The sequence below is a fragment of the Acinetobacter sp. UBA5934 genome, assembly GCF_002430855.1.
Taxonomy (GTDB): domain Bacteria; phylum Pseudomonadota; class Gammaproteobacteria; order Pseudomonadales; family Moraxellaceae; genus Acinetobacter.
In genome coordinates this window covers 21,513-26,423 of sequence record NZ_DJDC01000093.1, presented here as the reverse complement: position 1 = coordinate 26,423, position 4,911 = coordinate 21,513, and the positions used below count along the sequence as shown (strand labels likewise).

Genomic DNA, 4,911 nt, shown 5'->3' with positions numbered 1-4,911 from the left:
ACTTGCTTCCGTGGATCTCATCTCCCATGCCGACTATTTTTCTAGAATCAAAAGATAATCCTAAAATTAAGCACTTACGTGGCTTAATTGAGCAAAATTCATATCGTAAAAAACAAGGTCAAACCGTACTTGAAGGCACCCACTTATGTTTGGCCTGGCTCGCAGAAGATAGAAAAATCAAATCTATTTTTACCACTGAACAGGCATTAAATCATCCTGATTTTGATCGCATTGCTGAACAATATCAGGGTGCAGTCTTTGTGATCAGTGAATCTCTATACAAGGATTTAAGCACTCTAGGCACGACATTGGCTTGTCTTGCGATTGTAGATTTACCCACGTCCCGCCATGCCCTGGATTTCACAGCAGACACCTTGATTCTGGAAAATATTCAAGATCCGGGAAATGTCGGTACTTTACTTCGCTCTGCAGCAGCAGCAGGTATTCAACAAATCGTCTGTACCAAAGGTTCAGCTTCGCTTTGGTCGCCGCGCGTACTTCGTGCAGGAATGGGAGCTCATTTTTCACTACGTACTTATGAAAATATTGCACTTGAAGATATTCTGGATCAATTCAAGATTCCTGTATACGTGACCAGTTCACATGAATCCGAAAGCTTATATTCTAAGGATCTCACCCAATCTTGTGTCTGGATTTTAGGCAATGAAGGTCAAGGTGTGTCGGATTACGCGCTTGCTCATGCACAAGCAGTTTCCATCCCTCAACCGGGTGGACAGGAATCTTTAAACGTTGCTATTGCAGGGTCTGTATGTTTCTTTGAAATGGTACGCCAACGTTTATAAATCTGATCTTTCGTTACTTTATTTTAAGCATCCCTCATCCATGTTTAAAAATAGATTACACTAGAAAAATAATAATTTTTTTGTCAACCAAACCATTATTTCCAACGTTATAGAGATTATGAATATGGAAATAATGGTGGGTATCCAATGACAGGATTTTCCATCTCTATGGATTCAGCACCGAAGTCGTCTCAGTCGGAAAATTTGAGTACTCTCAAGAGTACGGCTGAACAACGCCTGAAAATTTTTATGCAGGATGTGACTGGACGTGCTTTAGTGATGATGGAAAGCGCAACTCAAGGTCAACAAGGCATTGCGATGGATCTCGTGCAGGAAGCTTTTATTTCCTTGCATAAGGCATATGCAGATAAGTCGACTGATGAGTGGTATCCCCTGTTTTACACCATTTTGAATCATAAACTACAAGACTGGCGTAGAAAAGAAGTCCGCCGAGCACAACCTTTTTCTTTTTTTAAAAAGGTCAGCTTGGATGATGACGATATCGAACTGAATGATATTGTTGATGAAAGTACACCTAGTCCATTCGATTTTCTTGATCAAGCCGTGACTGCCGAAGAAATACAAGAAGCTATCGCTCAGCTTCCTGTTCGCCAGCAACAAGCTTTCATGCTGCGTGCTTGGGAAGGTTTTGATACACACACCACTGCACAAATCATGGAGTGCAGTGAAGGTAGTGTAAAAACCCATTATCACCGTGCTATTCAAGGTCTCCGAGCTTCTTTAGCACATTTGAATCCATATCGTGGAGGGTCATCCGAATGAAACAAGATGATTTCTTAAAAAAAGTTACTTCCAAACTCGATGGACTCGCACAACATCACAAAGCCAAACCTGTGGTGATGAATCATGTCATTGAAGAAATTCAGGCACGAGAAACATCACGTTATGGACTTTGGAAAATGTCAGGTTTTGCGCTTGCTGCAGCAATTGCAGGTTTCGTGGTACTGCCAAATTCCATTGAAATGTCAACAAAACCTCAAAATCAAGTTGTAGTGACTCCAAAACTATCCCCGCAAATGGTTGAAGATTTGGAAATGTTAATGGTTTTAGGTGAGGATAAGGCTCCACATGGCAGCTAAAAAATTAGCATTTGCTTTTTGTGCACTCGGATTTTTACAAACCAGTTTTGCTGGTTTCGAACGTTTTTGGATTTTTTCCAAAGATGCTGACACACAAGTGGCAGAAACCTGGGAAACATTGTCTGATAGTGAACAGCGCGCGCTCATTCAACGTTACCAGTCACTTAAAGAATTACCTGAAGCCCAAGGCACAACCTTACAGCAACGTATGGATTGGTTTACCCAGCTTCCCGAGCAAGAAAAACAAAAAATGCGTGAAACCTGGCAAAAAATGAGTAGTCAGGAACGCAAAGAGTTGGGTAGCCGTATGCAAAAGGCAACACCTGAAGAGCGTCCACTTATTCGCGCAGAATATATCAGTAAATATTTGCAACCCCAAATAACTAGTCACTAAATAGACAAGGGTTATCAAAAGATAAACATTCTTTTATTTGGTGTTTTTAGTTTAGTTATTTCTTCAAGCAGCTCTATTTTAATCATTTCTAATCGCTGTTCATTAATAGCCTTAATTTAAAAATAAAAAATGCCTCATCAATGAGGCATTTTTTTGATTAGAATATTATTTCTTGCGACGATTTCTAAATAAAGCAAGACCAGCTAAGCCTAAAATACTATATATCCCTAGACTTCCGCCTCCTCCAGATGCTTCATTGTTCGTATTCTTTTCAGTGTTGAGTAAGTAAATTTTCGCATTATTTGACGACATTCCTTCTGCATCAAAAATATTATAATCCAGTTCATAATCAAACTGACTAAAATTATTTTTCACTTCAAAGTACAATTGTCCACCATAACAGGTGTCTTTGATATAATTACCTGGGCATGGACCTTTACGATCCGCATTCACAATTAAACCAGCAGGAATGGTCGATAGACGTATCGGTAACTCAACTCCCTGATCATTTTTATAAAATACATTCTTATTAATAGTTAGATGATTTGTTGGTCCATCCCCATCATCACTATCATTGGTTAATGGATTAACGCTAAGTACTGAATTCGAACTTGGAGTAATTGAATAGGTATCATTTTCTGCTATAGGTGCAATATTGACAAAATTTGCCGTTATCAGTCCAGTAGACTTGACTGCACTGTCTTGTTTAGACGTAATAGTATATGAACAGTAACCATGCCCATCTACTACTCGGCCATCCGTACGATAAATGATGATTTGTTTTAGATCCTCTTTCCATTCACACTTAAAGTTAGGATCAGCAGTTCCGGCAAACTCGAATCCTCCCCCGCTTTTTTCAACAAACTCGCCAATACCATAGTTATAGGTCGTTATTGTATAGTTATTGGTATTAAGTGCTTTAAGTTGTATTGCACCAGCCATATCCGAGGCAGCTTCTTCACTTGGTAAAGCATTTGAAAAAGGATCAAAATAGATGGCACGATACTGAGCATACTGTTCGGTAAATTTTTTTAAGTCTTCAAATTTTGTTAAGTCTTCTTGATCCTTTACTCTAAGTTCTTTATCTGCCTCAGGATCAGCAAGATATTCTTTGAGTTTATCAATTTGCGTTTGATAATCTGAAATGAGTGCTATATAAGATCTATTTGTTAGCGTTGTCGTATCAGCTGCAGTTAAACGCATGCGTTCAATCGAGCCAATATCACAGGTGTTATTTAAGTTGGGATCTAATATATGGGTAGTATCTGTAATACGCGCCAAATTACGTTGATCTGTGGCACTACATTCCGACATACCTGTATTAACTAAATCAGTAGTATTCTGATTATCAATCGGATAATACATCGGTAAAAATAAATTATATTTAGATGCAGCTTGATATGGTGACAGAACTGTCGCCATACTGATTGAACCTAAATTAATATTGGTATTAAGACTTGTATTACCAGCAGTAGATGCTGTCGGTAAATCACACTGTCCTGTTCCAGGATCTAGCTGCAACGCATTTTGATAAGCGTAGATAACACGCTTAGTAGTTGTCAAATCGCCATTATTTAGTGCATAACGACATGACTTACCAGCATTATAAGCCAAGATATTGAAATTTAAAGAAATGCTACCCGTATCATCATAATACAAAGTACTATGAGCATTATTTTCAACGATGGTATTACTATGCAGTAATAATTCGGAACCTGGACTTAAACGATGATCTGCAGTATTTAGAACACGAATAATACTGCCATTACTGCTATTTGCTGTGTTCTTCGCAATTGTACTTGCTGTGATGCTTACACTTGAACTACCACATAAATCGATTGTACTCAGACTGGCTGCTGAACCATTTTCCACAATACTGCTTTTATCAATTTTAATAATCGCATTTGTTTTTCCCAAATTTGCCATGCAGTCCATCGCAATAACACTACCTTCAGTTGCGCTATTACCTTGTATAAGTGTACCGCTTAAATTAATTTGATTTTCTGGTTTATGGGCGACGAAATAAATTGCTCCGCCATCCTTAGCGGAAGCTGAGTTTAAAATAGCACTATTGGTCATATTTAAGGAACCACCGATCAGCAATGCTCCCCCCACTTCACTTGAAGCTCCCCTATCTAGAGCAACATTATATAAAGACAGTGTTGATTCCCTGTCGATAGTATTGAAAATTCGTGATTTATCTTTTGCACTGATTTTAGTTTTTAAATTTTGACGTGCTGGATACTCATTGGTTAAGACATCTTTTGTTGAATAATCAACAGGTAATTTTCCATAAATGTAAATTTCTGATTCTGGCGTTAATTCGCTATTAAGGATATATTCACCCTCTTCAAGCTGAATATAATCTTTTTGCCCTCTGACAGTATTACCTGGCGTACAGCCACCATAAGCCTTATCTAAACTGGCAGCTTTAATTGCTTCACGCAATGAACATTTATTGGGATTGGTATTATCTTCATCATCGAAGGTATTCACAAAAATTGTTTTCTGTTCTGCTGCCATTAATGACATCGCAGACAATATCATGGCAGTGAGCAATCCTTTTTTATAATTTTTCATAGATCATCCTTAATTATTTTTTATACCGGCGTAA

Annotated in this window: 5 protein-coding genes; 4 read left to right on the top strand and 1 reads right to left on the bottom strand. The window is 38.2% G+C overall.

The window, feature by feature from the left end; all coding sequences use genetic code 11:
• The first annotated feature begins 26 nt into the window (after nucleotides 1–26).
• The 4 genes from B2Y23_RS06700 (at nucleotide 27) to B2Y23_RS06685 (ending at nucleotide 2,297) form a co-directional block, all read left to right on the top strand.
• The gene (locus B2Y23_RS06700; RefSeq protein ID WP_291354736.1) at nucleotides 27–803 is read left to right on the top strand and encodes a TrmH family RNA methyltransferase; all 777 of its coding nucleotides are present in this window, start codon (nucleotides 27–29) and stop codon (nucleotides 801–803) included.
• Between the two features lie 168 nt (nucleotides 804–971).
• Nucleotides 972–1,586, top strand: a complete 615-nt coding sequence (locus tag B2Y23_RS06695) for an RNA polymerase sigma factor (protein WP_291354801.1) — start codon at nucleotides 972–974, stop codon at nucleotides 1,584–1,586.
• On the top strand, nucleotides 1,583–1,903 hold the full coding sequence (locus B2Y23_RS06690; RefSeq protein ID WP_291354737.1) for a hypothetical protein: 321 nt from the start codon (nucleotides 1,583–1,585) through the stop codon (nucleotides 1,901–1,903). The genes B2Y23_RS06695 and B2Y23_RS06690 overlap by 4 nt, the downstream gene beginning before the upstream one ends.
• Nucleotides 1,893–2,297 carry a DUF3106 domain-containing protein gene (locus tag B2Y23_RS06685; RefSeq protein WP_291354738.1) on the top strand — a complete coding sequence of 135 codons (405 nt, stop codon included), beginning with the start codon at nucleotides 1,893–1,895 and terminating at the stop codon, nucleotides 2,295–2,297. Before B2Y23_RS06690 ends, B2Y23_RS06685 begins: the two co-directional genes overlap by 11 nt.
• Before the next feature lie 165 nt (nucleotides 2,298–2,462).
• Here the strand turns inward: B2Y23_RS06685 and B2Y23_RS06680 are convergent, their stop codons facing one another.
• The gene (locus B2Y23_RS06680; protein WP_291354739.1) at nucleotides 2,463–4,877 is read right to left on the bottom strand and encodes a CSLREA domain-containing protein; all 2,415 of its coding nucleotides are present in this window, start codon (nucleotides 4,875–4,877) and stop codon (nucleotides 2,463–2,465) included.
• Nucleotides 4,878–4,911 lie beyond the last annotated feature (34 nt).